The organism is Bradyrhizobium sp. WBAH42 (assembly GCF_024585265.1).
GTDB lineage: Bacteria > Pseudomonadota > Alphaproteobacteria > Rhizobiales > Xanthobacteraceae > Bradyrhizobium.
On record NZ_CP036533.1, the window covers coordinates 4,181,420 to 4,208,017 of the forward strand.

General features: G+C 63.8%; 31 protein-coding genes. 26 read left to right on the forward strand and 5 right to left on the reverse strand.

Going from position 1 to position 26,598, the window contains the following annotated elements:
- Positions 1-8 precede the first annotated feature (8 nt).
- Positions 9-377, reverse strand: coding sequence for a tautomerase family protein (locus tag DCG74_RS19350; RefSeq protein WP_172784524.1), 369 nt, complete (start codon positions 375-377; stop codon positions 9-11).
- A 3-nt stretch (positions 378-380) separates the two neighbouring features.
- On the reverse strand, positions 381-1,478 hold the full coding sequence (locus DCG74_RS19355; protein WP_172784525.1) for a LacI family DNA-binding transcriptional regulator: 1,098 nt from the start codon (positions 1,476-1,478) through the stop codon (positions 381-383).
- Positions 1,479-1,665: 187 nt separating this feature from the next.
- Between DCG74_RS19355 and dapA the strand changes: the two genes are divergently transcribed.
- The 23 genes from dapA (at position 1,666) to dhaK (ending at position 21,091) form a co-directional block, all read left to right on the forward strand.
- Positions 1,666-2,571 carry a 4-hydroxy-tetrahydrodipicolinate synthase gene (gene dapA, locus DCG74_RS19360; protein WP_172784526.1) on the forward strand — a complete coding sequence of 302 codons (906 nt, stop codon included), beginning with the start codon at positions 1,666-1,668 and terminating at the stop codon, positions 2,569-2,571.
- 11 nt (positions 2,572-2,582) lie between these two features.
- Positions 2,583-3,773: a CaiB/BaiF CoA-transferase family protein gene (locus DCG74_RS19365; protein WP_172784527.1), complete on the forward strand. Its 1,191-nt coding sequence runs from the start codon at positions 2,583-2,585 to the stop codon at positions 3,771-3,773.
- Positions 3,770-4,933 (forward strand): acyl-CoA dehydrogenase family protein, encoded by a 1,164-nt coding sequence (locus tag DCG74_RS19370; protein WP_172784528.1) that lies wholly within the window; start codon positions 3,770-3,772, stop codon positions 4,931-4,933. Before DCG74_RS19365 ends, DCG74_RS19370 begins: the two co-directional genes overlap by 4 nt.
- A gap of 11 nt (positions 4,934-4,944) precedes the next feature.
- On the forward strand, positions 4,945-5,352 hold the full coding sequence (locus DCG74_RS19375; RefSeq protein ID WP_172784529.1) for a MaoC/PaaZ C-terminal domain-containing protein: 408 nt from the start codon (positions 4,945-4,947) through the stop codon (positions 5,350-5,352).
- A gap of 3 nt (positions 5,353-5,355) precedes the next feature.
- Complete coding sequence (locus tag DCG74_RS19380) at positions 5,356-5,787, forward strand: MaoC/PaaZ C-terminal domain-containing protein (protein WP_172784530.1); 432 nt, start codon at positions 5,356-5,358, stop codon at positions 5,785-5,787.
- A complete protein-coding gene (locus DCG74_RS19385; RefSeq protein WP_172784531.1) occupies positions 5,784-6,734 on the forward strand; it encodes a dihydrodipicolinate synthase family protein in 951 nt (316 codons plus the stop codon). Before DCG74_RS19380 ends, DCG74_RS19385 begins: the two co-directional genes overlap by 4 nt.
- Before the next feature lie 16 nt (positions 6,735-6,750).
- On the forward strand, positions 6,751-7,053 hold the full coding sequence (locus tag DCG74_RS19390) for a DUF4286 family protein (RefSeq protein WP_172784532.1): 303 nt from the start codon (positions 6,751-6,753) through the stop codon (positions 7,051-7,053).
- 121 nt (positions 7,054-7,174) lie between these two features.
- Positions 7,175-8,011, forward strand: a complete 837-nt coding sequence (locus DCG74_RS19395) for an ABC transporter substrate-binding protein (RefSeq protein ID WP_172784533.1) — start codon at positions 7,175-7,177, stop codon at positions 8,009-8,011.
- Positions 8,012-8,030: 19 nt separating this feature from the next.
- Entirely contained in the window at positions 8,031-8,762 is a 732-nt protein-coding gene (locus DCG74_RS19400) for an amino acid ABC transporter permease (RefSeq protein ID WP_172784534.1), read from the forward strand.
- The gene (locus DCG74_RS19405; protein ID WP_373569489.1) at positions 8,759-9,550 is read left to right on the forward strand and encodes an amino acid ABC transporter ATP-binding protein; all 792 of its coding nucleotides are present in this window, start codon (positions 8,759-8,761) and stop codon (positions 9,548-9,550) included. Before DCG74_RS19400 ends, DCG74_RS19405 begins: the two co-directional genes overlap by 4 nt.
- 9 nt (positions 9,551-9,559) lie before the next feature.
- Positions 9,560-10,489, forward strand: coding sequence for a dihydrodipicolinate synthase family protein (locus DCG74_RS19410; protein ID WP_172784535.1), 930 nt, complete (start codon positions 9,560-9,562; stop codon positions 10,487-10,489).
- A gap of 498 nt (positions 10,490-10,987) precedes the next feature.
- A complete protein-coding gene (locus tag DCG74_RS19415) occupies positions 10,988-12,346 on the forward strand; it encodes an ABC transporter substrate-binding protein (protein ID WP_172784536.1) in 1,359 nt (452 codons plus the stop codon).
- Between the two features lie 72 nt (positions 12,347-12,418).
- Positions 12,419-13,393 (forward strand): carbohydrate ABC transporter permease, encoded by a 975-nt coding sequence (locus DCG74_RS19420; RefSeq protein WP_172784537.1) that lies wholly within the window; start codon positions 12,419-12,421, stop codon positions 13,391-13,393.
- Positions 13,390-14,352 (forward strand): carbohydrate ABC transporter permease, encoded by a 963-nt coding sequence (locus DCG74_RS19425; RefSeq protein ID WP_172784538.1) that lies wholly within the window; start codon positions 13,390-13,392, stop codon positions 14,350-14,352. Before DCG74_RS19420 ends, DCG74_RS19425 begins: the two co-directional genes overlap by 4 nt.
- Before the next feature lie 71 nt (positions 14,353-14,423).
- Complete coding sequence (locus tag DCG74_RS19430) at positions 14,424-14,552, forward strand: hypothetical protein (protein WP_257187333.1); 129 nt, start codon at positions 14,424-14,426, stop codon at positions 14,550-14,552.
- A 10-nt stretch (positions 14,553-14,562) separates the two neighbouring features.
- Positions 14,563-15,660, forward strand: coding sequence for an ABC transporter ATP-binding protein (locus tag DCG74_RS19435; RefSeq protein ID WP_172784540.1), 1,098 nt, complete (start codon positions 14,563-14,565; stop codon positions 15,658-15,660).
- Entirely contained in the window at positions 15,653-16,675 is a 1,023-nt protein-coding gene (locus DCG74_RS19440) for an ABC transporter ATP-binding protein (protein ID WP_172784541.1), read from the forward strand. Before DCG74_RS19435 ends, DCG74_RS19440 begins: the two co-directional genes overlap by 8 nt.
- A 13-nt stretch (positions 16,676-16,688) precedes the next feature.
- The gene (dhaL, locus tag DCG74_RS19445) at positions 16,689-17,312 is read left to right on the forward strand and encodes a dihydroxyacetone kinase subunit DhaL (protein ID WP_172784542.1); all 624 of its coding nucleotides are present in this window, start codon (positions 16,689-16,691) and stop codon (positions 17,310-17,312) included.
- Complete coding sequence (dhaM, locus tag DCG74_RS19450) at positions 17,309-17,701, forward strand: dihydroxyacetone kinase phosphoryl donor subunit DhaM (RefSeq protein ID WP_036041954.1); 393 nt, start codon at positions 17,309-17,311, stop codon at positions 17,699-17,701. The genes dhaL and dhaM overlap by 4 nt, the downstream gene beginning before the upstream one ends.
- Before the next feature lie 31 nt (positions 17,702-17,732).
- Positions 17,733-18,035 carry an HPr family phosphocarrier protein gene (locus DCG74_RS19455; protein ID WP_172784543.1) on the forward strand — a complete coding sequence of 101 codons (303 nt, stop codon included), beginning with the start codon at positions 17,733-17,735 and terminating at the stop codon, positions 18,033-18,035.
- Between the two features lies 1 nt (position 18,036).
- Positions 18,037-19,656 carry a phosphoenolpyruvate--protein phosphotransferase gene (ptsP, locus tag DCG74_RS19460; RefSeq protein WP_172784544.1) on the forward strand — a complete coding sequence of 540 codons (1,620 nt, stop codon included), beginning with the start codon at positions 18,037-18,039 and terminating at the stop codon, positions 19,654-19,656.
- Between the two features lies 1 nt (position 19,657).
- A complete protein-coding gene (locus DCG74_RS19465; RefSeq protein WP_172784643.1) occupies positions 19,658-20,071 on the forward strand; it encodes a hypothetical protein in 414 nt (137 codons plus the stop codon).
- A 36-nt stretch (positions 20,072-20,107) separates the two neighbouring features.
- Positions 20,108-21,091: a dihydroxyacetone kinase subunit DhaK gene (gene dhaK, locus DCG74_RS19470; protein ID WP_172784545.1), complete on the forward strand. Its 984-nt coding sequence runs from the start codon at positions 20,108-20,110 to the stop codon at positions 21,089-21,091.
- Between the two features lie 285 nt (positions 21,092-21,376).
- Here dhaK and DCG74_RS19475 read toward each other — a convergent pair whose 3' ends face one another.
- Both DCG74_RS19475 and DCG74_RS19480 read right to left on the reverse strand, forming a co-directional pair.
- Positions 21,377-21,787, reverse strand: a complete 411-nt coding sequence (locus tag DCG74_RS19475) for a hypothetical protein (RefSeq protein WP_172784546.1) — start codon at positions 21,785-21,787, stop codon at positions 21,377-21,379.
- Between the two features lie 210 nt (positions 21,788-21,997).
- Entirely contained in the window at positions 21,998-22,636 is a 639-nt protein-coding gene (locus DCG74_RS19480; RefSeq protein WP_172784547.1) for a TetR/AcrR family transcriptional regulator, read from the reverse strand.
- A 219-nt stretch (positions 22,637-22,855) separates the two neighbouring features.
- On the opposite strand from DCG74_RS19480, the gene DCG74_RS19485 reads away from it, so the two are divergent.
- Together DCG74_RS19485 and DCG74_RS19490 are read left to right on the forward strand one after the other, a co-directional pair.
- Positions 22,856-23,593: a molybdopterin-dependent oxidoreductase gene (locus tag DCG74_RS19485; protein ID WP_172784548.1), complete on the forward strand. Its 738-nt coding sequence runs from the start codon at positions 22,856-22,858 to the stop codon at positions 23,591-23,593.
- Between the two features lie 52 nt (positions 23,594-23,645).
- On the forward strand, positions 23,646-24,896 hold the full coding sequence (locus DCG74_RS19490; protein ID WP_172784549.1) for a glycosyltransferase: 1,251 nt from the start codon (positions 23,646-23,648) through the stop codon (positions 24,894-24,896).
- A gap of 154 nt (positions 24,897-25,050) precedes the next feature.
- Here the strand turns inward: DCG74_RS19490 and DCG74_RS19495 are convergent, their stop codons facing one another.
- The gene (locus DCG74_RS19495; protein WP_172784550.1) at positions 25,051-25,548 is read right to left on the reverse strand and encodes a DinB family protein; all 498 of its coding nucleotides are present in this window, start codon (positions 25,546-25,548) and stop codon (positions 25,051-25,053) included.
- An 85-nt stretch (positions 25,549-25,633) separates the two neighbouring features.
- On the opposite strand from DCG74_RS19495, the gene DCG74_RS19500 reads away from it, so the two are divergent.
- On the forward strand, positions 25,634-26,542 hold the full coding sequence (locus DCG74_RS19500) for a LysR family transcriptional regulator (RefSeq protein ID WP_172784551.1): 909 nt from the start codon (positions 25,634-25,636) through the stop codon (positions 26,540-26,542).
- Positions 26,543-26,598 lie beyond the last annotated feature (56 nt).

Sequence of the window (26,598 nt, forward strand, 5' to 3'; positions counted from 1 at the left end):
GCTCCCCGTCAGTCGCTGGCGAGCTTGGAATCGTGGGAGACTTCGCTGCGGTCGCGATCGCAGAAGTAGACCGCGACGTCGTCGCCCGGCACGCCATAGGCGCTGCATACGGCGCGGGTCAGCGCGATGGCGGCAGCGCGCCGCTCGGCCTCGCTGCGGCGGAAGGCATGGACCTTGAGCAGGATGCGCTGACCGGTGGCCTCCGCGCCGAACCTGCCGGCGTGGGCGTAGTCGTCGGGCGCAATGTTCAGGAAATAGAGCGTGACCGTATCAGCGGTGACGCCGAACGCCGACATCAGGCCGTCGGTCACCGACCGCGCCAGCGCGGCCTTGCGCTCGGATGGGACTGGCGGGGCGAGCACTTCGACATAGGGCATCGATCAGACCTTCGCGGACTTGGCTGCAGACGATTTGGATGAAGACGATTTGGACTTGCCGGATTTCGCAGGAGCTGGTGCGTCGATCTGGCGGCAGGAGTCGCGCTGGACCAGCCGCGCGCCGACGCGATATTCGCGCACGCCATCACTGCCATTGCCCCTGCTATTTCCCTTGGCGTCCATGCGATGCAGCAGCCGGTCGACGGCGAGATTGGCAAGATCGCGCGCGCCGTTGTCGACGATGCTGATGGCCGGGCGATGCCATTCGAACCACGGCATGTCCTCATAGCAGAGCAGCGAGAGATCATCGGGAACGGCGATGTTCCGTTCCGCGGTGACGCGCAGCACGCCGAGCGTTGCCTCGTGATTGGCAACGAAGATCGCGCTGGGCGGGCGGGGGAGGTCGAGCAGCTTGCGCGCGCAGGTCGCGCCGGTTTCGGGCACGTAGTGGCCGGCATGAATCAATGTGTCGTCCCTGGCGATGCCGGCCTCGCGCAGGGCGCGGACATAGCCGGACAAGCGTTCGCGGCCGGACGTGGTGTCCTGACGGCCGACGATCAGCCCGATGCGCTTGTGCCCGAGCTCGATCAAATGACGCGTGCCCAGATAAGCGCCTTGCGGATCGTCGGCGAGCACGGTCTCGAGATCGGTCGCATCGTCGCGCCGCACCAGGCAGACGATCGGCACGTCCTTGGAGAGCGTCTCGAGCTGCGCGCCGTTCTTGCCTGTAGGCACCACGATCAAGCCATCGATGCGATGATCGACCAGCGTGGTGAGGGTGTCGCTCTCGGCTTGCGGATCGTCGCCGCCGATGCACAGAAGCATCTGATAGCCCAGCGCCTTCAGGCGCGCCTGCACCACTTCGGCCATCACCTGGAACGAGGCGTTGGTGAGATTGTGGACGAGAAGAGCAACGAGCCGCGACTGCCCGGTCTTCAATCCGCGCGCGATCGGGTTCGGCCGATAGCCGAGCTCGCGCGCGATGCGCAACAGGCGCTGTTGCGTACGTTCGCTGGTCAGGCCGGTTCCCGTCAGCGCCCGGGAAGCCGTGCTGACTGAAACGCGGGCCGCCTGTGCCACATCTTTGAGCGTGACGCTCATCCAACCTGCCGATAGACTGCAAACGATTGCAGAAACGCTATGAGCATATTCTACACGGATCAAGCTCAAAAAATGGATGGTGTTGCCCAATGCAGAGCCATTTATGCAAACGTTTGCATAAGAACTGCGGATATTCCGCAGTCTGCCCGCGGCGTCTGAATTCACCCGAGCGCCCGGCAGTACCGCGATGAAGACGTTCCGCGGCACCTACACCGTCATGATCACCCCGTTCACGGCAGCTGGCGAGGTCGATGTCGCGGCATTGCGCGCCTTCGTCGACTGGCAGATCGCGCAGGGGATCCACGGGCTGATCCCGCTCGGCTCGACCGGCGAGTTCCTGTCCATGGACGACGAAGAGAAGGCGCTGGTTGCGGAAGTCGTCATTCGCCAGGCCGCCGGGCGCGTGCCGGTGCTGATCGGAACCGGCGCGGAGGACACGCGCGAGGTGGTGCGCCTCAGCCGCCGTGCCGAAAAACTGGGCGCCGACGGCGTGATGATCATCCCGCCGTTCTATTCGACGCCGACCGACGACGAGCTCGTCCATCACTACAAGACGGTTGCCGATGCGGTCTCGCTGCCGATCATGGTCTACAACAATCCGGCGACCGCGAATGTCGATCTCAAGCCAAAGCTCGTGGCGCGCATCGCCGAGATCGACAATTGTCTTTATATCAAGGAGTCGACGCTGGAGGTGACGCGGGTGCGCGACATCATCCGCCTCTGCGGCGACAGGATGACCGTGTTCGGCGGCATCCTCGGCTTCGAGTCCTTCGTCGAGGGCGCGCAGGGCTGGGTAGCCGTGGCCTCCAACGTCGTCCCGGCGGAGATGGCCCGCATCTTCAGCCTCGTGGCCGACCACGGCGCGATCAAGGAAGCGCGCGAGCTCTATCTGAAATACCTGCCGGTGATCGAATTCGTCGGCGGCCAGGCCTATGTCGCCGGCAGCAAGGCGCTGCTCAATCATATGGGTTTTGCGGCCGGCCTTCCGCGTCCGCCGCGCCTGCCGCTGCCGGCTGCGCAGGATGCGGCCGCGCGTGCCCTGGTCAAGACATTCGATCTGGTGTGGCGCGGCGCGCCGGTTGCGGCTGCTTGAGGTGTGAACGGATGAATCTGCTCGACGGTGTCAAGATCCTCAGCTTCAATCATTACCTCGCGGGCCCGCTGGCCGCACAGACGCTGGCCGATCTCGGCGCCGATGTCATCGCGGTCGAACCGATCGAGGGCGCGTTTCAGCGCAACTGGGCGGTCGCCAATCATTTCATCGCAGGCGATAGCGTCAATCATCTGGCCACGGGGCGCAACAAGCGCAGTCTCGCCGTTGATCTCAAGCATCCCGATGCCATTGCCGCGGTGAAGAAGCTGGTCGCGACGTCAGATGTCGTGATGGAGAATTTTCGCCCGGGCACCATGGCCAAGCTCGGTCTCGGCTACGACACACTCAAGGAAATCAACCCCGGCCTGATCTATGCGGTAGCCACCGGCTTCGGATCGGAAGGACCGTACAAGGATCGCCCGGGGCAGGACCTGCTGCTTCAGGCGATGTCGGGCCTTGCGATGCGGACAGGGCGCGCGGACGGCGAGCCGACGGCGGTCGGCGCCGTCATCGTCGATCAGCATGCCGCCTCGCTCTACGCCATGAGCATCCTTGCGGCGCTGTTTGCCCGAACGAAGACCGGGAAGGGCCAGCTCGTCGAGGTCAACCTCTATCAGGCCGCGCTCGATCTCCAGGTCGAGCCGCTGACGGCCTGGCTCAACGGCGCGCCATCGCCGACGTCGCGCGGTCCGTCCGGCATCGCGGCCTGGTTCAGCCCCGGTCCCTATGGCATTCACGCGACGGCAGATGGTCACATGGCGATCTCCATGGCCACGCCCAAGGCGCTCGGCGTCGCGCTCGACAGCGAGGAGCTGAAGCAGTTCGGCGAGGGCGATAGCTTTTCGAAGCGTGAGGAGATCACGCGGATCGTTGCGGCGCGCCTGAAACAGAAGTCGACGGCAGATTGGCTGCCCGCGCTGGAAGCCGCACGGATCTGGCACGCGCCGGTGCAGGATTATCGCGACCTCGAGACCGATCCTCAGCTTAGGCATCTCGGCGTGTTCAAGAGTGCCGAGAGTGCAGGCGGCGCGCCGATCCGCATGGTCGCGCATCCCGCGCGCTATGACGGGCAGACGCCCGAGGTGCGGCTGGTGCCGCAGCGGCTCGGTGCGCAGACGCGCGAGGTGCTAGGCGAGATCGGCTACGACGCCGCGGAGATCGACGCGATGGTTGCCGGCAAGGCCGTCGGAGTGGCGCGATGATCGATTTTTCAATCCCCGAAGAGACGCGCCTTCTGGTCGATACCGTCCGCTGCTTCGTCGAGACGGAGGTGCAGCCGCTCGAAGACGTCGTGGAGCAGACGGCCACGGTGCCGGCTGAAGCGCTTGCGGTCACCAAGGCCAAGGCACAGAAGCTCGGCCTCTATGCCATGAACATGCCGGCGGATGTCGGCGGCGGCGGGCTAACTTGCGTCGAGCATTGCCTGGTCGAGGAAGAATTCGGCAAGACTTCAGATGCGCTGATCCGCCGCGTGTTCGGCCAGGTCTATCCGATGCTGATGGCCTGCAAAGGCGATCAGGTCGAGCGCTATCTGCTGCCGACGGTGAAGGGCGACAAGATCTGCGCCATGGCGATCACCGAGCCCGGCGCCGGCTCCGACGCGGCGTCGATCAGCACCTCGGCGCATCTCGACGGCGACGAATGGGTGCTCAACGGTACCAAGCACTTCATCAGCGACGGCGACATCGCCGATTACATCATCCTGATGGCGCTGACCGACAAGGACAAGCGCGCCCGCGGTGGCATCACCCTGTTCCTGGTCGACCGAGCTACGGCCGGCTTCAAGGTCGCGCGCACCCAGCCGATGATGGGTCATCGCGGCTATGGCCACGCCGAGCTGAGCTTCGAGGATTGCCGCATCCCGAAGGCGGCCGTGCTCGGCGAGGTCGGTGGCGGCTTCAAGCTGATCATGCGGAGCGTGCTCCAGATCCGGCTTGCCCATATCGGCGCACGCGCGGTCGGCATGGCGCAACGTGCGCTGGAGATGATGCGCAGGCACGCCGGCGAGCGGCGCCAGTTCGGCCAGCTGATCGGCGATTTCCAGATGGTGCAGAAGCTGATCGCCGATTCTGCCACCGAGATCTTCGGCGTGAAGATGATGGTGATGAACGCCGCCTGGGACATCGATCAGGGCAAGGATGCGCGCGACAAGGTCTCGATGATCAAGGTCGCAGCGTCGGAGATGCAGGGCCGCGTCGTCGACCGCGCCATCCAGGTATTCGGCGGCATGGGCTTCAGCAAGGACCTGCCGCTGGAGCGGATGTATCGCGACGCCCGCGTCACCCGCATCTATGACGGCACCTCCGAAATCCATCGCATGCTGGTTGCGCGCAGCACCATCAAGAACGGCTTGCAGCTTTAGGGAAGCGATCGATGTCTCACGCACCTCTCAAGCCCGGCGCCGCCTTTGCCTTTCGCAAGACCATGACGGTGGCCGAGCAGGCGATGTTCACCGGCATCAGCGGCAATCTCGGCGGTCTCTATGTCGATGTCGTCCGCGCCAAGAAAGCCGGCGCGTCGAACATGGTCGCCTTCGAGCTCGCGGTCGGCGGTCTCGCCACCACCTGCCTCAGCCAGCTCGGTGGGCCCACGCGGCGGATCGGCAGCATCGTGCTGAACTTCGCTGCGCCCGTGATCGTCGGCGACTCAGTCGAGGCCAAAGTCGAGATCGTCTCGGTCGACGGCGATGACGCGGTCTGCCGCGTCACCTGCACGCTGTCGCCCTCCGGCGCGACCGTCGTGGACGGCACTGCAACGCTGGTTCCCTTCGCGAAGGGCTGAGCCATGTACGAGCCAAAATCCTTCGACGATCTCAAGGTCAACGAGAGGGTCAGCCTGAGCAAGACCATCACCGAGGCCGATGGCGCGCTCTACATCGCCGCGACCGGCGATTTCGGCCCCGTCCATGTCGACGAGGTCTATGCCGGCGCGACGCGCTTTGGCCGCAGGCTGGCGCCGGGGATCATGGTTGCGGGCCTCTGCACCAGCATCCTCACCTCTGAGCTGGTCGGCACCATCGGCGTGTCGGTGGAGGACCGGTTCTGGTTCACAGGTCCCGTGTTCTACGGCGACACGCTCACCTTCGATGTCTGGATTGCCGAGCAGCACGACGAGACCCGCACCATCATTTGGGAAGCGAGCGCCCGTAACGAGGGCGGCCTCGAAGTGCTGAAGGCGCGCGCTAGCCTGAAATTTCCGCGACGGAAACCGTCATGAGCAAGGCGAGGAAGAAACCGGATTTGCGCGGCGTCACGGTCGCGACCGTGCTGCCCTTCAGAGACGACAGCTCGATCGACTGGGACGGCTACGCCCGTGTGCTCGACTATTGCGCGTGCCCGGACGGAATCGCGGCGGTGTTCGTCAATGGCCACGCGGGTGAGGGCGGGTCGCTGTCGGACGACGAGCGTCAGGCCGTGATCGAGCGGACGCGCAAGCAGATCGGCGCCAAGCCCTTGCTGGCCGGCATCATCGCGCATTCGACCGCGGAAGCGATTCACCAGGCCCAACTCGCGGAAGCGGCCGGCGCCGATTGCGCCGTGCTGTTCCCGCCCGCGCCGCTCGGCGGCGGCGCCTCGGCGACCTCACGCGCGCCGCTGGCTTTCGTGCAGGCAGTCAGCTCCGTGATCGGAATTCCGGTCTCGATCTTCCAATACCCGCTGGCATCCGGCTTCGGCTATTCGCCGGAAACTCTCGCCAAGATCGCCGCACTCGACAGCGTCATCGCGGTCAAGGAAGGCAGCGACACCATGCTGGCCTATGACGAGAACCGGCGGGCGGTGAAGCAGGCCGATCCCTCCGTCGCGATCCTGCCGTCGAACTTCAACTGGTTCCTGCCGCAGCTCGCCGTCGGCGGCGACGGCATTCTCTCCGGCCTCGTCAGCCTCGCGCCGGATTTATTCGTAGCGCTGTGGCAGGCCTCGCTCGCAGACGACCTCAAGGCCATGCGCGCCGTCAACGAGCGGCTTTATCCGATCGTCCGCGCCATCTACGGGCCTGCGCCGATCATGGACATGCACACCCGCATGAAGGTCGGGCTGAAGGCCCTTGGCCTGATCCGCAACGCCGATCCGCGGCCGCCGCTGCTGCCGGTTCTGCCCGCGCTCTGCGATGCCATCGCAGCGACGGTCGGCGCGGCGCGCGCGGCCGGCGACATCCGCACTTAGCGTGAGGGGCGAGCTGATGCCGGACGAAGCCTTCATCCATATCGTGCGGGTCGACATCGATCCCGAGCACGAGGCTGCGTTCAACGCCTGGTACGAGCAGAAGCATTTTCCCGATCTGCTCGCTTGTCCCGGCTGGCTCTCGGCCAAGCGCTTCGTCTCGGTGGGCGACGGGCCGAAATATGCCGCGATGTACGAGGTCGCGGGCAGGTGGGCGTTCGAGACGCCGGAATTCCTGAAGGTGAAGGGCTTTGGTCCGTTCGAAGCCCTGGTGAAGAACTTCATGCGCATCCAGCTCAGGCCGATGTCGGGACCGGCTTGAGCAGGTCGAAGCCGATGCTGCCTGCCGTGTCGCGAGATCCGGCCGGCCGCATCCAATAAGCGTCGAGGGGAATCCCGAGCGAGGAACTGTATCGGTCATTGGCGTCTTACTGGAGGTATCCATGGTCTCGACATTGCTTCGCTTGGGTGCGGCTGCCGCACTCGTTCTCGCATCCACGGCGGTGCATGCCGCCTGCACGCCCGCGATCACCGACGACAATCTGATCGCGCCGGGCAAATTGCAGCTCTCCATCAACCCCACCAACCCGCCGCAGCAATTCGTCGACAAGGACGGTCAGCTGCAAGGTCTCAACGTCGAGCTCGCCGCCGAGCTCGGCAAGCGGTTGTGTCTTCCCGTCGAACTCGTTCGGATGGATTTTCCGGCCATGATTCCAGCCTTGGGCGCAGCGCGCATCGACGGCGTCAATACCGGCATGTTCTGGACCGAGGAACGCTCGAAGCTGATGTACATGGTGCCGTATGCCATTCAGGCGATCTCGGTCGTGGTCGCCCCCGACAGCGGCACAAGAATTGCTACCGAAAACGATCTGATCGGAAAATCATCCGCAGTCGAGGTCAGCAGCTACCAGATGAACTGGCTCAAGAAGCTCAGCGATGCCAGCGTGGCGAAGGGCGGAGCGGCCGTCGAGATGCGGACGTTCCCGACCGCGACCAACGTCATTAGCGCGCTGCTTGCGGGCCAGGTCGACAATGCGCTGCTGGTCGACAGCGTGGCACGCGATCTCGTCGGCCGTGGTCGCGTGAAGGAAGTCCTGAGTGGGCTCGGCACGGCCAGGACCACGCTTGGTTTCCGCAACAAGACGGTCGCCGATACCGTCGTCAAGGCGCTCAACGCGATGCGCGCCGACGGCTTTTATCAGGCGCTGTTCGACAAGTTCGGTCTGACCGCCATGCCGGCTGACCAGCCGCTTGCGATCGCCGGCCCCGGTCCGGCCTGAAACCTACGGAGACGAGCCGATGAGCCTTTTCAGTCCGACGGCCGCCGTCAGCTACTTCTTCAACTACTTCCTCATGAAGGGAGTGCTCGTCACCATCGGCTTGACGGTGGCGGCGGTCGTCGGCGGATTGATCCTCGGCATGGGCATCGCGCTATTGCGCATGTCGTCCAATCCGGTGCTCGCGGGTGCCGCGCGCTTCTACATCTGGTTCTTCCGCGGCACGCCGCTCCTGATCCAGCTCGTCGTGATCTACAGCGGCTTGCCGCAGCTCGGCATCAAGTTCAGCGTGATCACCTGCGCGCTCGTTGGCCTGATCCTCAATGAGGCGGCCTATCTCGCCGAGATCGTGCGCAGCGGTTTCATGGCGGTGTCGGCGGGGCAGCGTGAGGCGGCCTGGGCGCTCAGCCTGTCGCCCTGGGTGACGTTCCGCCGCGTGACCCTGCCGCAGGCGTTCCGGCTGATGATCCCGCCGCTCGGCAACTCCATCAACTCGCTGTTGAAGGCGACCTCGCTTGCCTCCGTGATCTCGGTCGAGGAGCTGATGCGCCGCAGCGACATGCTGATGCAGGAGCATTTCCAGATCCTCGAAGTCTATGCCGCTGCAACCGCGTATTACCTGATCCTCACCTCGGTCTGGGACGCGGTTCAGCGCCGGCTCGAAAAGCATTTCGGTCGATCGAGTGCCGCAAAAACCAGGCGGGTCGCAGCGAGCGCGCCGGTTGCGCAGGCGAGTGTGGAGGCCCGGGCATGAGCGAGACATCGATGGCGAGGGCCGAAAGTGCAACAATGCAGCCGCAGCTCCGTGAGGTGCCTGCGGTCCGCATGGAGGCGGTCTACAAGCACTATGGCGACTTCACCGCGTTGAACGAGGTCGATCTCAAGGTCGCCAAGGGCGAGAAGATCGTGGTCTGCGGTCCTTCAGGCTCGGGCAAATCGACGCTTATCCGCTGCATCAACCACATCGAGAAGCACGACGAGGGTCTGATCTACGTCAACGGCGTCGAGCTCGATCATCAGCGCAAGAACATCGATGCGGTCAGGCGGGACACCGGCATGGTGTTCCAGAGCTTCAATCTGTTCCCGCACATGACGGTGCTGGAGAACTGCACTCTGGCACCGATGACCGCGAACGGGATGAGTGCGGTCGAGGCCAAGGATCTCGCCATGCATTTCCTGACCAAGGTGCGGATTCCGGACCAGGCGGAGAAATATCCCGGGCAACTCTCCGGCGGTCAGCAGCAGCGCGTCGCCATCGCACGCGCATTGTGCATGCGTCCCAAGATCATGCTGTTCGATGAGCCGACCTCCGCGCTCGACCCCGAGATGGTCAAGGAGGTGCTGGAGACTATGAAGAAGCTTGCGGAGGAGGGCATGACCATGCTGTGCGTCACGCACGAGATGGGCTTTGCCCGCGAGGTCGCCGACCGCATCGTGTTCATGAACGAGGGCAAGGTGGTCGAGCAGGCTGCGCCGGAGCAGTTCTTCAAGCATCCGAAGTCGGAACGGGCACGGACGTTCCTCGATCAGATCATCCATTAATCGGCCAAGATGCGGACATTCAGCGACCGCCTGCGCGGCATTCACGCCGCCACCATCGTGCCGATGACGCCCGGTTTCGAGGTCGACGAGGCGCAGCTCGCAAGCCATCTCATCTCGGTGGCATCTACACCTGGAATCAATGGGCTCCTCGTCAACGGCCACGCCGGCGAGAACTTCGTGCTGTCGCTGGCTGAGAAGCGGCGCGTGGTGGAGCTGGCGCGTCAGCACGCGCCGAAGGACTGCCTGATCGTCTCCGGGGTCAACCATGAATCGAGCCTGGAGGCCGCGCGCGAGGCGGCTGCGCTGGAACAGGCCGGCGCGGATGGGCTGCTGGTGTTTCCTCCCAACAGCTGGGCGCTTGGCCATGCCGATGATTGCGTGATCGAGCATCACCGCCGCATCCGCGATGCCACGACGGTGCCCTTGATGCTTTACGCCGCGCCGGTCGGCGCGGGAGCCATGGCCTACGCGCCGCCGCTGCTGACGAGGCTGGTCGCCGATGCCCGCTTCGTCGCGGTGAAAGAGGGCAGCTGGGAGGTTGCGGCCTACGAACAGAATCTCAGGCTGATACGCAAGCTGCGACCGGACTTCGTCGTGCTCGGCTCGGGCGACGAGCATTTGCTGACAAGCTACATCGTCGGCTCGGCCGGTAGCCAGGTCAGCCTCGCCTGCGTCGTGCCGGAACTCGTGGTGGGCCTTTGGAGTGCTGCGGAAGCCGGCGATTGGGAGCGGGCGCGCGCCGCGCACGATAAGCTGTATCCGCTTGCCGTTGCGATCTACCGCGACCCGCCCGGAGGACGCGCGACCGTGCGCCTCAAGGCCTGCCTGAAGCTGCTCGGACGATTGTCGTGCGACGCGGCGCGGCCGCCGCAGCCGGTGGCGACACGCGGTGAGTTGCAGGCGCTCGAGCAGGCACTGCGCGTCGCCGGCGTGCTCTAAGCCGCGAAGCGGCCGTCGTCGGATTTCGGACGACGAGGGAGCTATTCGCGCCGCCGAAGTTGCTTCATTGAACATTCAGTAAAGTAGTTTGCTAAACACGCGGCGAGGGCCGACCTTCCGACTCTCCTGCTGTTCGGATGGGCTGGATTGCTCCTGGCAGGCGACAGCGGCGGTCGCATTCGGCAAATCTTCCGACGTTTTCGCTGCGACTGCGAACATCTCGCTTACACGCGAACGCCGTAAGCCTTTCGCCAGACTCGCGACCAACGGGGCTTGACGATCTCTGAAATTTAGTAATACGTTTAGTGTTACAAAAAAACTAAACATCACGCATCGGGCCGATGTGTGGGAGGAGCCCAAGCCATTCCGGAGCCGTCTCCGGAAGCGGTCCGTCTCGTCCTTCATTCATCGCTCCTCAAACTCGGTTTCAGGGTCTTGGCGTCGTTCCGGCAGGACGCGCCGAGCGGGTTAGATGCTTCAACGAGAGAGGAAACGGATATGCGGACATTCAATTGGTTGAGAGGCTCGGCGGCCACCACGGTTCTTGGGGTGGCGCTGCTGGGGGGATTTGGCGGAGGCGAAGCTGCGGCCCAAGGTAAGCAGCTCACGCTGTGCTGGGCGGCATGGGATCCGGCCAACGCGCTGGTCGAGCTCGGCAAGGACTTCACGAAGCAGTCCGGCATCGAGATGAAATACGAGTTCGTCCCGTGGACAAGCTATGCCGATCGCTTCCTCAATGAGCTCAACTCCCATGGCAAGCTCTGCGACCTGATTATCGGCGACAGTCAGTGGATCGGCGGCGCCGCCGAGAACAAGTGGTACGTGAAGCTCAACGATTTCTTCGACAAGGAGAAGATTTCGATGGACGACTTCGTCCCGGCGACCGTCGTCGGCTATTCGCAGTGGCCGAAGAACTCGCCGAACTATTGGGCGCTGCCGGCCATGGCGGATGCGGTCGGCTGGACTTACCGCAAGGACTGGTTCTCGCGGCCCGAAATTCAATCCGCGTTCAAGGCCAAGTACGGCCGCGACCTGGCGCCGCCGAAGACCTATGACGAGCTGAAGCAGGTCGCCGAGTTCTTCCAGGGCCGCGAGATCGACGGCAAGAAGGTCTATGGCGCCTACATCTTCACCGAGCGCGGCTCCGAAGGCATCACCATGGGCGTGACCAACGTGCTCTACAATTTCGGCTTCGCTTACGACAATCCCAAGAAGCCGTACCAGATGCAGGGCATCGTCAATTCGCCCGAGGCGACCAAGGGGCTCGAGTTCTACAAGGAGCTCTACAAGTGCTGCACGGCGCCGGGCATGACCAACGCCTACATGCAGGAGGGGCTCGACGCCTTCAAGTCCGGTCAGGTGGCGATGCAGATGAACTGGTTCGCGTTCTTCCCCGGCCTCTACAAGGATCCTAATGTCGGCGGCGACAAGATCGGCTTCTTCGTCAATCCGGCCGGCCCGAACGGACACTTCACCCAGCTCGGCGGACAGGGCATCTCGGTCGTAGCGACCTCCGATCGCAAGAACGACGCGCTGGCCTACATCAAGTGGTTCGCGCAGCCCGCCGTGCAGCAGAAGTGGTGGCAGCTCGGTGGCTACTCGGCGCTGAAGGCGGTGGTCGACGCGCCCGACTTCCCGAAGAGCGCGGCATTCGCGCCGCAATTCCTGGAATCGATGGGCATTGTCAAGGACTTCTGGGCCGAGCCGTCCTACGCGCAACTGCTGCTCGACATGCAGAAGCGGGTGCATGACTACGTCGTCGCCGACAAGGGCACGGCGCAGCAGGCGCTCGATCTCCTGGTCAAGGACTGGACCAAGGTCTTCAAGGAGCAGGGCAAGCAGGTCGCCTCGCAATAGGTCTTAGGCCTCGCCTCGACCGAAACGTTACCCCGGGGCGTATGCGCCTCGGGAACCCGAGCCAGCCAGCCGATGGACAAGATGACCACGATCCTTCAACCCGACGATGCTACATTTCCCGGCATGAGCGAGCCCGTCAAACCTCGCACTGCGCGACCTGTCCGCGGACTGTCGGACCGGACCATCGCCTGGCTGTTCGTGGCGCCGACCATCGCGCTGTTGCTGGCGATCAACATCTTTCCGCTGGTGTGGATGATCCGGCTGTCCTTCACCAGCCTCAATCTCAGCATGTCCTATCTTCCGCTGCGCTTCGTCGGTCTCGACAATTTCACCGACATCCTCACCGACGAGGACGTCTGGTTCCGGCTGCAGACCACGGCGCAGTTCGTGATTTGGTCCGTCGCGTTTCAGGTCGTCATTGGCTTCGGCCTGGCGCTCCTGATCAACCGCCAGTTTCGCGGCCACAGCTTCTGGACCACGATCATCCTGCTGCCGATGATGCTGTCGCCGGCCGTGGTCGGCAATTTCTGGACGCTGCTGCTGCAGCCGCAGATCGGGCCATTCAACTATCTGATCAGTCTGTTCACTGGCGTGCCGCCGAGCTCGTTCAGCATGACCGGGCAGGTTTCGCTCGCACCCTGGACCATCGTGCTGGTCGACACCTGGATGTGGGCGCCCTACGTCATGCTGATCTGCCTCGCCGGGCTTCGCTCCATTCCCGACTACATTTATGAGGCGGCCGAAGTCGATCGCGCCTCGGCCTGGCGGCAGTTCTGGTCGATCACGCTGCCGATGACGGTTCCATTCCTGATGCTCGCCGTGCTGTTCCGCGCGATCGAGAATTTCAAAATGTTCGACATGGTCAATTTGTTGACGTCCGGAGGCCCGGGCTCGACCACCGAGCTCGTGTCGATCACGCTGAAGCGCGCGGCGTTCGAGAAGTGGCGCACCGGCTATTCCAGTGCGCTCGCCATCATCTTGTTCGTCACCGTGTTCGGTGCGGCGAACATATACGTGAAAGCGCTCAACAAGGTGAAGCAACGATGACCGCCGTCCTCACCAAGTCCTCCGCGCACTCCATCGTCGAAGCGTCGCCGCGCGCAAAGATGGTGGCAGGTAGCCTCGTCATCCTCTACGCCGTGATCACGATCCTGCCGCTGGTCTGGATCGTCGCCACCGCCTTCAAATCTCAGAGCGATGCGATCGCATATCCGCCCAAGGTTTTCTTCGAGCCGACCCTCGAAGGCTATGTGAACCTGTTCACCGTGCGCACCCGGCAAACGCCGGACTTCATCGCCAAGCTGCCGCCGCCGGAAACGTGGTACGACAAGCTCGTGCGTCAGCGCGACATGGTCATTGCCGGACCGTCGAAGGTCGTGCCGCGCTTCGTCAACTCGCTGATCATTGGGTTCGGCTCGACCTTCCTGGCCGTCTTTCTCGGCACGCTCGCGGCCTACGCTTTCTCGCGCTTTCGCATTCCACTGGCTGACGACCTTCTGTTCTTCATTCTCTCGACGCGCATGATGCCGCCCGTTGCCGTCGCAATCCCCATCTATCTGATGTACCGGCAGCTCAATCTGACCGACACCAGGCTCGGAATGATCCTGCTCTACACTGCCGTGAACGTCTCGCTCGCGGTCTGGCTGCTCAAGGGCTTCATCGACGAGATCCCGCGCGAATACGAGGAGGCCGCTCTTGTCGACGGCTACACGCGGCTGCAGGCGCTGCGCAAGGTGGTGTTGCCGCAAGCCGTCACGGGCATCGCAGCCACGGCGATCTTCTGCCTGATCTTCTCCTGGAACGAATATGCGTTCGCGGTTCTCCTGACCAGCGGCGAGGCGCAGACCATGCCGCCCTTCATCCCCTTCATCATCGGGGAGGGTGGGCAGGATTGGCCGGCCGTTGCCGCGGCCACCACCCTGTTCGTCGTGCCGATCGTCCTGTTCACCGTGTTGTTGCGCAAGCACCTGCTGCGCGGCATCACCTTCGGAGCTGTGCGCAAATGAGCGGTTCTGCTGCAGTCGCCAAAGGCGTGGTCTCTCGCTGGTTCCGACGCGGCCCCTGGGAGACGGCTGCGATGACCCTGATCAGCGGAGGCATCGTCATGCTGGTGCAACCCTGGTCGATCGATCTCTACGGCTATTCCTTCGTGACGATCCTGGCCGGCACGCTCGGCTACGTCGTCGTGAGCCATTTTCCGGAATAAGGCGGCAGACATGGCACAAATCCGCGTCGAAAACCTGCGTAAGTCGTTCGATCAGTTTACCGCCGTACAAGGCTCCAACTTTACGATCGAGGATGGCACCTTCTTTGCGATGCTCGGCCCCTCCGGTTGCGGCAAGACCACCACCTTGCGCATGATTGCGGGCCTGGAGCTGCCGACTGAAGGCAAGATCCTGCTCGACAATGAGGACGTCACCTTCCAGCGCGCATCCGCGCGCGATATCGCCTTCGTATTTCAGCTTTTCGCACTGTATCCGCACATGAACGTGGCCGAGAATATCGGCTTTCCCCTCAAGTGCCAGGGCATGGCCCGGCGCGAGATTTACCAGCGGGTGCAGGAGACAGCCAAGCTGCTGCGGATCGAGCATCTGCTGTCGAGCAAGACGTCGAAGCTGTCTGGCGGCGATCGGCAGCGGGTTGCGCTGGGCCGCGCCATGGTGCGGCGGCCAAAGGCCTTTCTGATGGACGAGCCGCTGGGCGCGCTCGATGCCGAGTTCCGTCATCTGATGTGCAGCGAGCTCCGCGACCTGCACGATCGCATCGGGGCGACCACGGTCTACGTGACGCATGACCAGCTCGAGGCGATGTCGATGGCGGATCGGATCGCGGTCATGAACCAGGGACGCGTCGAGCAGATCGGCCTGCCGCAGGAGATCTATGATCGGCCCGCGAGCATGTTCGTGGCCGATTTCATCGGCTCACCGCCGATGAATTTTCTGCGCTTCGATGCAGGTCTGCGCTCTGGCGATCGAACGATCAGCTTCCATGACACGAGCATCGCGGTGCCGGAGATCCGGGAGGATCGTGCCAGCGCCCGTATGGCACTCGGCGTTCGTCCGGAGCATATCCGCTTCGCCGACGCGGCGCCCGTCCGCGGCGAGGTGTTTGGCGCCGAGTATCTTGGGACCACGCAGATCGTCACCGTCGACACCGCGCATGGGCGCATTGCGGCGCGGTTGCCTTCCAGCGCGCCCGTGCGCATCGGCGAGCGAGTCGGCCTTGAATTCCGTTCGGAACGACTCGCCTTGTTCGACGTCGCCAGCGGCCTTGCGATACGAACGGCCAACGAGGGGAGCGCAAACCATGGCTGACGTCGCCCTACGCAACATCAGCAAGCGGTTCGGCACGGTGGCGGCGGTGCGCGAGCTCTCGCTCTCGGTGAACGACGGAGAATTCATGGTGCTGCTCGGACCGAGCGGTGCCGGCAAGACCACGACCTTGCGGCTGATCACCGGGCTCGAGACTCCCGATTCCGGCTCGGTCATGATCGACGGACGCGACGTGACGCTGGCTCCTCCGGGAGCGCGCGATATTGCCTTCGTCTTCCAGCAATATTCGCTCTATCCGCATCTCACCGTCTATGACAACCTTGCGTTCCCGTTGCGCTCGCCCGCGCGACGGATATCGGAGCCGATCATCAAGAAGCGTGTCGAGCAGACGGCGGAGTTGCTGCATATCGCGAGCAAGCTGAACAATCGCGCAACCCGACTTTCAGGCGGCGAGATGCAGCGGGTGGCAATCGGTCGTGCGCTGGTCCGCGATCCCTCGATCTATCTGATGGACGAGCCGCTGTCGTCGCTGGACGCCAAGCTCCGTGCCGAGCTTCGGCTGGAGCTGAAGCGGATCCAGCTCGAGCTTGGTGCGACCATCCTCTACGTCACCCACGATCAGGTCGAGGCCATGACGATGGCGTCCCGGATCGGGGTGATCAAGGACGGCGAGCTGCTCCAGCTCGGCAAGCCCCGGGAGATCTACGAGAGTCCGTCGTCGAGCTATGTCGCCTCGCGCCTCGGCACGCCCCAGATCAATTTCCTCCCCGCGCGGCTGTTGTCGGACGTGCCGCTGCCGCCGGGAACGGAGACTGTCGGCATCCGCACCGAGCACCTCCGCCTCGCGGCGCGCAATGGCGGGCCGATGGTCGGCCGGGTGCACCGGGTCGAGCACCTCGGCGAGCAGAATCACGTTCACCTGGACTATAAGGGAGAGATGCTGGTCACGCTTGCGGATCCGCATCAACCGCTGCATGCCGGTCAGGAGGTCGAGCTGGATCTGGTGCAACCGCTCTGCTTCGACGGCGCCGGGCAGCGCCTCCCGGCGGTTCATTAGAGGATCAAACGCGATGTCGTTGCAACCCGAGACGTTCAAATCGCTGGTCAGGGTGGCCGCAGAGCGGGTCATTGCCAGCGCGCCCGAGCTCACGAGCCTGGACCAGGCGATCGGTGACGGCGACCACGGATACAATATGAAGCGCGGGTTCGAAGCCGTGCTCGGCAAACTCGATGCGATCTCCGAACAGCCGTTCGACGAGGCTTTGAAGACGATCGGAAAGACGCTCGTGATGACGGTCGGCGGTGCTTCCGGCCCGCTTTACGGCAGCTTCTTCCTGGCCGCAGGCGAGGCCCTCTCGCACGACAAGCACCTGCCTGAGGACATCGCCGATGTCTTCGGCAGCGGCGTGAACGCCGTCTGCGCCCGCGGCCGTTCGCACGCCGGCGAAAAGACCATGCTCGACGTGCTCGTTCCCGTGCTGGAGACGCTGAAGAATGCGGCCGGCCAATCGGACCTGATCGCGCGAGTCAGCACAACGGCCGCAGAGGCGGTCGAGCGGACCGCGCCGATGCAGGCCACCAAGGGGCGGGCGTCGTTTCTCGGGCCGCGCAGCGTCGGTCACATCGACCCCGGCGCGCGCTCGAGCTGTGTTCTCGTGCAGGCGGTATGCGCGAGCCTGGAGGGAAAGCAATGACTGATGCCGTGGGAATCGTGATCGTCTCGCATTCGAAGGACATCGCCAAAGGCACCGCCGACATGGTGCGGCAGATGGTCGGCAGCGAGGTCAAGGTGGCCTTCTGCGGCGGCAATCCCGATGGCGGGCTCGGCACCAGCGTGTCGCTGATCGTCGATGCCATCAACGATGCCTGGTCGGCGAAAGGCGTCGCGATCCTCGTCGATCTCGGCGGCGCCGAAACAAACAGCGAGATGGCGGTCGAAATGCTGGAGCCGGCACGCCGCGATCTCGTTGTCGTATGCAACGCGCCGATCGTCGAGGGCGCCGTGATGGCTGCGACCGAAGCGGCGGGCGGCAGCTCGCTGGCCCAGGTCAAGGCCGTGGCCGAGGAACTCTCTGCCGACTGACGCGTCGGCGAAACGATGATGGAATAAAACGATGCTGGATAAAGCGGACGGCCAGATTATCACCGAGAATGTGCGGCTGGTGCACGCGGTTGGCATGCATGCACGCCCGGCGGTCAAGCTGACCAAGCTGGCCAAGAAGTTCCAGGCCCAGATTTCCGTCCGGGTCGCGGGCGCGGCCGAGTGGATCAATGCCAAGAGCGTGGCCAAGATCATGGCCATGCGCGCGGCTTACGGCAGCACGATCGAGATCAAGGCGTCGGGCAGCGACGCGGAGACTGCCGTCGCCGCCCTGGTCAACCTGATCGCAACAGACTTTCCGGACGAGGCGTCGTAGCATGCAGGGAAGCGCTGCCGGACTGGCTTATCGCGGCAGGACCGCCTCGATCGGCTTTGCCCACGGCCCGCTCGTCCGTGTCGATGCGGGCACGAATGGCGAGCGGATCGCAGGCTCGCTGGTCGAGGAGGCGCTCGATCTTCGCAAGGCGATCGACGCGGCGAGCGGGCAGATCGCCGAGCTCGCCGCGATCGCGGGAGGTGAGGCCGCGCAGATTCTCGAGTTCCAGGTCGCGCTGCTGGAGGATGAGGATTTCATCGAAGCGATCTTCACGGCAATAAGCGAAGGGGATGCCGCCGACGTCGCGTGGCGTTCCGCGCTCGACGAGCAGATTGCGGACTATAATTCGGCCGAGGACGAGTATCTGAAGGCGCGTTGCTCCGATCTTGCGGATCTGCGCGACCGCATCATCAGCATCTTGCGCGGAGGCGGGGGCGAGGCCCCCAAGATCCCGAGCGGTGCCGTCGTTTGCGCCGACGATCTGCCGCCCTCGCGTTTCCTGGAGATCGACTGGTCGGCCGGCGGTGGTCTTGCGCTCCTGCGCGGTAGCCCCACGAGTCATGTCGCGATGCTGGCGCGCGCGCGGGGCATCCCCATGGTCGTGCAGCTCGGCGCCGTTCCGGAGATCGGCGCGACGGCGCTGCTCGATGGCGAGGCCGCTACTCTCGAGCTCGATCCCAGCGTCGAGCAGCTCCGGCTATTCGAGAAGCGGCGCGAAATTCATCGCAAGAGCCGGGCGTCCGCGCGGGCGATCCTGCGACGGCCGACCGCATCTTGGCGCGGGGAGCGGATCAAGCTGCTCATCAACATCCAGCGCGTCGAGGATCTCGATCATGCCGACGCACAATATGCTGACGGCATTGGGTTGATGCGCACCGAGTTTCTGCTCGCCGAGCGCGGCGGCCTGCCGGACGAGGAGACGCAGTATCGCGCCTACGATGCCGTTCTGCGCTGGGCCGATCGACGCCCGGTTACCATTCGCACCTTCGATGCCGGCGGCGACAAGCCGGTACCTGGATTCACCATCGACGGTGAGGCCAATCCCTTTCTGGGCGTGCGCGGCCTGCGGCTTTGCCTCGCCCGCCCCGAGATCTTCAGCGTGCAGCTCCGCGCGCTGGCGCGTGCGGCCGTGCATGGAAATCTCAGGGTCATGTTTCCGATGGTCACGGCGCCGGACGAGTTCGAGTCCGGACGGAAGCTGTTCGCCGAAATCGTGCAGCGCTTGCAGGCCGAGGGCATTGCCGCGATGCTTCCGGAGCTGGGAATCATGGTCGAGGTCCCGGCGGCGGCCCTGGCGACCGCGACCTTCAAGGCTTCCTTCTTCTCGATCGGTTCGAACGATCTCGCGCAATATGTCTTTGCGTGCGACCGTTCCAATGGAGCTCTCGCCCCCTTGATAGACCCCTTGCATCCGGCCCTGCTCGAACTGATCGCGCGAACCGCGGAGCACGGACGCCGCACTGGCACCAGCGTCAGCCTGTGCGGCGACATGGCGGGCGATCCGCGCTGCCTGCCCGCGCTCCTGAACTGCGGCCTGCGCGAGTTGTCGGTGAATGCATCGGCGCTGGCGCAGATCAAGCAGACCATCGACCGCTTGAGCAGCGGAGGCGGGCTTGGCTGACATGGCGATCGATGAACCGGCGGAGGCCGGCGCCGTTGCGGTTTACAAGCGCATCTTCAAGGAGGTGCTCGAGAGCCGCCCGTCAGGCATGCGGTTGCGGCTGGCCCATGCCATGGGCAAGAACCGCAGCTTTGTCAGCCAGATCAGCAACCCGGCCTATCCGGTGCCGATTCCCGTGCAGCACCTGAACACGATCTTCGACGTCTGCCATTTCCCGCCGCAGGCGAAGGCGGCGTTCCTTCGCGCCTACACCCGTGCGCACCCGCGCCGGATCGGCCGCCTGACGGAGGGGGCGCATGAACGGACGCTGACGCTGCACCTGCCGGACCTCGGCAGCTCGAAGCGCAATGCGGAGCTCGATGCGCTGCTGCAGGAATTCGCGCGGCGCTTGAGTGCGATCATACGGGAAAAATGAGCGCCAAGCTCAGGGAGACGAAGCGGGGAGGAGACCATGAAAAAATTCATCAATTCGGTTGATGGCGTGCTCGCGGAGAGCCTCGACGGGTTGGCTGCGGCGCATGCCGATCTCGTGACGCTCGGGCCCGAGCGGAAGTTCGTGCGGCGCCGCGAGCTCAATTCGCGGAAGGTCGCGCTCGTATCGGGCGGCGGGAGCGGGCACGAGCCGCTGCATGCGGGCTTCGTCGGCTATGGCATGCTCGATGCGGCCTGTCCGGGACAGGTCTTTACCTCGCCGACACCGGACCAGATCGTCGAGGCGGCGCAGGCCGTTTCGGGCGAGGCCGGCGTGCTCTTCATCGTGAAGAACTATGCGGGCGATCGCATGAATTTCGAGATGGCGGCCGAGATTTCCGAGGGACACACGGCCACCATCGTCACCGACGACGACGTCGCGGTCGAGAATTCCACCCACAGCATCGGCCGCCGGGGTGTGGCCGGGACTCTGATCGTCGAGAAGATCGTCGGCGCGGCGGCCGAGAAGGGGGCCGACCTCCAAGCTTGCGTTGCACTCGGCGAGCGCGTCAACGCCCGGACGCGCTCGATGGGGGTGGCACTAACGAGTTGCACGGTTCCGGCTGCAGGCACGCCGACCTTTGTGCTCGCCGACGATGAGATGGAGGTGGGTGTCGGCATCCATGGCGAACCGGGACGCCGCCGCGTCAAGCTGGAGCGTGCCGATGCGATCGCTCTTGAGATGACCACTGCCATTGCCGGGGATCTCGACGCCCGCGAGGGCAACGAAGCCCTGCTTCTCGTCAATGGATTTGGCGGAACGCCCGCGATCGAACTCTATCTGATGTACAATGCGGCGCGGCGGATGCTCGAAAAGCGCGGCTTGCGCATCGCCCGCTCGCTGGTCGGCAGCTATGTCACCTCGCTGGACATGGCGGGGTGCTCGCTCACCGTGAGTCTGCTCGATACCGAGACCCGTGCGCTTTGGGACCATCCCGTGCGCACGGCCGCGTTGAAATGGTGACGGCGGCTGCTAACGACTGCTGATGATTTCGATCGTGCTCCGGCGGATGATTGGCTGGGGCCACGCCTCACGCATGCATCGGGAATTTTCCCGGTTCACCCTCCCTGAAACTTGCCGTGTCCTTCGGACACGGCTTCTTTTTGAGGCGGTAGAATATTTCCCTGGCCGTCCCAGGCGCGGGGTGCATAGCGGCTGAAAAGGACTCCGTGTCGGCCGAGCATCCAAATCGATCCATCTCGGTCCGCGCCGATTGCTGCTCGTGCTTGGTTCCGAGGGTCTTCATGGTCAAGTGGGCCGCGCCTGCCGGGTAGCGACAAGGAACAAGATGCCGGCGATCACGCCCAAGATCCCCGGAGATGGGACCAGCAGCAACGTCAACAATGCGAACCAGATGGTCACCGTCCAGCCGAGCCACGCCCCAGGCGTGATGCCCCTTCCGGCAAGCGTCCACTGGAGAACGCCCAGCAACATCGAGGGTATCGCAAAGCTGCCTATGCTTGCCCAGAAGACGACTGCGTTCTGCAATGATTCGATACTGGGCTGCGTGCCCTTGAGCGGCACCGCCGCCCAGAGGCCCTGGGTGACCCAATCAAGCATTTTTGGCCCTCGGAAGATGATCATGAGGATGAGGTGACCAACGCCCAGTGTGATGAGGAGTGCCGAGCCAATTCGTTGCAAAACCTTCGTTGCCATCATGGAATTCTCTGTGTGTGGGTCGCTCGCATTGTCCAGTCGGAATTTACGCGCGTGTTGGATAGTTTTGTGATGCATGAATAAAAGCACTGGCTCGCCCACATCCGGTGGACACGAAGGCGCAGCGATTGGCCTGGAATGTTGCCTCCGCGAAATGGAAGCCGAGGCGACCATGCGCCCATGCGCATTCATAGGAGATTGACTGGGCATCGATCACGGGGCGGTGGGGCGACGTGCTCCGGTTAGTTCAGCGTAGGTTTCGCGCGTTGCGCGAATGCTCGCTATTGCTGCCGCGCGCACGAGATTGTCGATCTCGGGCGGCGGCGCTTCACCGCGCGAGATGTGCGGGCGCACCCCGGCATAGGGGATGTCAATGATCGCGAATCTAGTCGCGCGTCTCAACGTGGGCGAAACCTCGCCAAATAGCCGTCGGGTTATGTCGTCCAGGACAACGTCAAACTCCTTTCCCAGGCGCCGTGCTTCGCGCTCCATATCTGGCGGCCAGCCACCTCCTACAAACTCCTCCCTCCGATGCATGATCGCGATCCGAGCACCTGTTCGATCCGACCTGACCCACTGAGGAACGAACAGACTGGCGGCGATGGCGGCCTCGTTAGGATCGTCGTGTTGGAGCGCCGCTGAAAACCCCCGGTGAAATGCCGCAATCTTACCGAGCCACAGGCGGCCCAGCAGTTCATCGCGTGATTGAAACCGGTGATAGATCGATCCGGACGGCGCCCCAAGCGCATGGGCGATCGCGGACATCGTGGCGGCGGCTATGCCAGAGTTCGCTATGATACGCGCTGCGCTATCCAGAATCTGATGTTCGGTGAACTTCGATGGCCTGGGCATCCGAATTAGATACTAGATTCTATAATTAAAAACAAGTAGAGTCGCGAACGCCGTGCAGACCAGGAGGTTACCGATGACCGTCGCCGTCACGTGCTCATTGGCAGATCAGGTCAGACACGACAGAGTTCGCTGGTCGATCGGCCCTAACGCTAACTCGCGCAGTCAGCCGAATGCGTCAGAGCACAGGGCGTCTCACGCAAGCCTTCGAGGTCACGGGCGATGACCTTGCCACCTGGCCAGCGCCCGATCGCTTCCTTTCCGCGTTTCGGTTTACCGCGCTTCGCGAAGCGCTTTCCCAGGAAACCAGACACGGTGCGATTTGAATTGAGCAGTGATGGTCGTGTCGTCGGCGAAGTAGGGCCGGATCGTTGGGGAGCGTTGCCGCGAACGATCCAGCTCAGCGACTTCCATTGCGTCACAACCTGGAGCAGTCTCGGTCACCGCTGGGAAGGCGTTGGCTTTCGGGACTTCTGCACCGCGTTCGCTTTAACGCGAGCGTGCGAAGACCAACTGGTTGTGTTCCGCGGAAGCGATGGCTACCACGCCGCTTTGCCGCTGATCGACCTGTTGCAGCCGGACGTGCTGCTCGCCGATCGTTTGGACGGCGCGCCGCTCCCGGTGGCCCATGGAGCGCCGCTGCGGTTGGTGGCACCGGCCCACTACGGGTACAAGAACGTCAAACATATCGAGCGAATAGAGTTCGGCGTCCATCCGCGTCGCTATCGCCCGGCAGGGCCTGGCTTCATATTCCATCCGCGGGCTCGTGTCGCGATGGAGGAGCGCGGTGTCGGGTTTCCGGGGTGGCTCCTGCGGCGTGCATATCGGCCTTTGATCGCCCCCACCATAATGCGTTGCGCGGAAGCGCTCGAAATGTATCAGGCGAAGAATCATTCGCCAACGACGTCGGAGCATACGCCGAGACAACCTGCGTCGAAGTTGAGGTCAGGCGGTCAATGACTGATAACGGCCCGACATGAACGCGTATAAAACCTAATACCCGGAAGGCCACGTGAAGTTCGTCGCCGTCACCTATGGCACCGAGGGCGATACGCGCCCCATGGCGCTGCTTTGCCGGGCACTGATGGATGCCGGCCACCGTGTCCACCTGCTGGCCGACGTCGCCACGCTCGGCTACGCCGCGGCCCTCGGTGTACCGGCAACCGGCCTCGCCGGCGACATTCGCTCCGCGCTCCGGCAGGACACGATGCTTGCTAAAAGCGGCGGCGGTTTCGCCGACACGGCGAGCGCATTTGCCCGCATCGCCACCGCCAAATCCGAAGCGTGGCTCCGCACCGCGGCCGCCGCCGCAGAAGACTGCGACGCCGTGGTTCTCGGCGGTCTGGCCGCCTTCGTGGGCCTTTCTGCTGCGGAGGCCTTCGGCATTCCGGCCATCGGCACCGGGCTCATCCCGATTACGCCGACGCGTGAATTCGCCTCACCATTCGTGCGCCCGGGTACTGTGCCGCGCTGGCTGAACCGGACGAGCCACAGGCTGGTCAATGCATTGCTCTGGCGCATCTTCAAAACGTCCGTCAACGCGGCCCGCGCTGCCGTGTGCGGGCTGCCGCCACGCCGCAGTGTCTGGACCGACCATCCGATGCTCTACGGCATATCCCCAAGCCTCGTGCCGCAGCCAGCCGACTGGCCGCCAACCGCGCGGATCTGCGGCCAGTGGCTGGCGCCCGTGACCGACTGGTCGCCACCAGCAGCGTTGGGCGAGTTCCTCGCCGCAGGCGAGCCGCCAATTTATTTCGGTTTTGGCAGCATGGGGGGCCTGGGCGGCGCGCAGTTGATGCGCGAGGCGCTGGCGGCGCTACGCGGTCGGCGCGCGCTGTTCTACCCCGGCTGGGGCGGCGCAGTGGCCGCCGACTTGCCTGTTAACGTCCATCTGTTGGCGGACGTGCCACATGGGTGGCTATTTCCCCGCGTGGCGTTGGCGATCCATCATGGCGGTGCCGGCACTACCCACGCCGCGGCCCGCGCCGGCGTGCCCTCGGTGGTAGTCCCATTCGCGGGCGACCAGCCTTTCTGGGCCGATCGCCTGCACAAAGCTGGCGCTGCCCCATCGCCTGTCCCCGCCAAAAGCCTGAGTGCGGATCGGCTTGCGCGCGCCATCGACGAGGCGAACAGGGACGCTCCACGCGCCAGTGCCACGGCGCTCGCCGTGTCCATCGCGCGGGAGGATGGGTTGAAGGCGGCCGCCACGGCGATCGTAACTCTGGCGCGGCGCGACGTCTGGGGACGCCGCGGCCTTCAGTGAAAATCGATTTGTATCGCTAGTGGCTATGCCCCTCGGTGACGCATAGGTTTGTGCGCGCCAGGTTGTGTCCCGAGGTGAGGGGCGCCGGTCCGAGTTGAAAAGTCCGTTGGACCGCGGCTTACCAGACGCGATCCATTCAGCCCAGCAACGCTGATTATCCCGCTGCCCCCGGGAAGTAGGTAAGGTCGAGCGCTGGCGGCGTCACGGCCGTCTGCGAAAGCAGGGCGTGGACCTGTCCGCGATGGTGGGCGTGATGCAGGAAGAGCTGCGACAACACGAGATGGATCGGCATCTGCCTTGGCGTGCCGTCCATGCTGTTGAATGACAGGTTCCCAGCGCAGCCATCCTTATCCAAGATGAGGTCGGTAGTTTCGACGATCCGCACGTCTTCCACGAAGCGGGCATCGCGGAGGCTGGAGAAATCGACGCAGACCTCATAATCGAGCGATGGAATGTTGTGCGGCTCGCCGGTCAATCGAGCGAGCCAAATTCTGTCTGTGGCCAACAGATGGTTCAGCGTGCGATGGATCGATCCAAATGCACAAGCGCGGGGGCGAAAGTATTCGGTCGGATCTAATTCGGAGCACGCGGAGTAAATCCGCTGATTGGCCCAGCCTGTCCAGCGTGCTAACGTTCGGAAGCTGTCGAACATCACTTACCCCCAAGTTGCTGAAAGCTAGCCAGATCAGACGGGGTGTGTCGAATCGATTTCCCTAATCGAGAGAGAAGCCTCGCTAATGCCCGTGCGCCGCGACCTTTCGCCGACCCATTTGCTGCGCGCTTTCTCCGTATTGGCCCGCACTCGGAATTTTGGACGGACGGCCGCGGAACTCGGACTTACCCAGAGCGCCGTAAGCCAACGAATTGCGGCGCTGGAAGCTCGTCTCGACGTCCGTCTGTTCGACCGTCAGTCGAGCGCCCTCACCAACGCGGGCGAGGCCTACCTTGAGGCGGTCGTGCCTCTGCTCGAGCAACTGGCAGCCGCGGAGGAACGCGTCGCGTCCGATTGGTCGCGAAGTCGGAAGAACGTCGTTCGGCTAAGCATCGTGCCATCCTACGCGCGCTGCTGGTTGATGCCTCGTTTGTCAGCCCTGACCATGGAGTTGCGCGAAATCTCCCTCTACGTCCACGCCACGGACGCCCGAGTCTCCCTTGATGACGGAGAATTCGATCTCGCGATCCGTGTGCAGCCTGCCAATGCGGCGGCGGGCGACCGGATGACCCGAGAGGAAGACGTATTGGTTGCGGTCGCCCCGCCGACAATGGTCAAGTCTGCTCAAGCAGATCCTTTTCAAGACACCGTTTTGTTTGATGATGACTGCGGCCTTTTGGGCGTAGCGCCCGGTCATTCCTGGCAGGAATGGTACAGTGCGACAGGATACGAACGTCGAGAGACTGGTCGCATGGTTCAGTGCAGCGACGCTGGATTGATCGTGGAGGCGGTACGCAACGGTGCGGGCGCAGCGCTGGTCCGTCGTTCACTTGTCCAGGGAGACCTTGAGTCCGGCCACCTCGTTCAGGTCGGTCCTTCCGTCGCCAGCGCGGGCCAGACTGTTTTGCTGCAAAGGCCAAAGCAAAAACGAACCAGAGCTGCTACGTCGGTTGCGCGTTGGCTCTCCGAAGAGGCCCTCAGCACCTCAACATAGCGGGGCACCTGTCGCCGATCGCGCTAGCGACCGAACGCCTGGCTTGATCTGGATCA